This is a genomic window from Pseudomonas gebzensis (assembly GCF_034427815.1).
Classification (GTDB): domain Bacteria; phylum Pseudomonadota; class Gammaproteobacteria; order Pseudomonadales; family Pseudomonadaceae; genus Aquipseudomonas.
The window spans coordinates 1-832 of sequence record NZ_JAXQNS010000035.1; the positions used below are offsets into that span (position 1 = coordinate 1).

1 protein-coding gene is annotated in these 832 nt (G+C 56.7%); it reads right to left on the bottom strand.

Features of this window, described 5'->3' with window-relative positions; all coding sequences use genetic code 11:
• Positions 1-832 (bottom strand): immunoglobulin-like domain-containing protein (locus tag SJI00_RS22345; RefSeq protein ID WP_322463855.1); only part of this gene is annotated, 832 nt, incomplete at both ends.

Below are 832 nucleotides of genomic sequence, written 5' to 3' on the forward strand. Positions count from 1 at the left end.
TGATCGAGCCGCCTTCGGCCACCGAAGGAGTGGCAGTCAGAGTAACCGTCGAGGTATCGACCGTATCGGTGACAGCCGTAGTCACTGGAGTCTGATTAGCAACCAGGTTTTCGTAATTACCGCCCGTAACAGTGGCGATGCTGTTACTCACAGCTGCATGACCGACGTACACGTCGTTGGTCACTGGAGTACTGACGGTACCGGAGCTCTGGCCTACTGCGATGGTAATGGTCTCGCCGTTGGCGAGCTTAACGGTAACCGGGGTATTGGTAACCGGAGCGTTAACGGAGGCGGTGTAGATGATCGAGCCACCTTCGGCAACCGAAGGAGTGGCAGTCAGAGTCACGGTCGAAGTATCGACCGTATCAGTCACCGCAGTAGTTACTGGAGTCTGGTTAGCCACCAGGCTTTCATAGTTGCCGCCTGTAACGGTGGCGATGCTGTTGCTGACCGAGTCATGGCCGACGTACACATCGTTGCTGACTGCTGTCGTTACTGTCCCGGAGCTCTGGCCTACTGCAATGGTGATGGTCTCGCCGTTGGCGAGTTTCACGATGACCGGGGCATTAGTGACCGGCGCACTGACGGAAGCGGTGTAAACGATCAAGCCGCCTTCGGCAACGGATGGGGTAGCGGTCAGAGTCACGGTCGAGGTATCGACCGTATCGGTGACAGCCGTAGTCACTGGAGTCTGATTAGCAACCAGGTTTTCGTAATTACCGCCTGTAACAGTGGCGATGCTGTTATTCACAGCTGCGTGACCGACGTACACGTCGTTGCTGACCGCCGTCGTTACAGTGCCGGAGCTCTGGCCAACCGCAATGGTGATGGT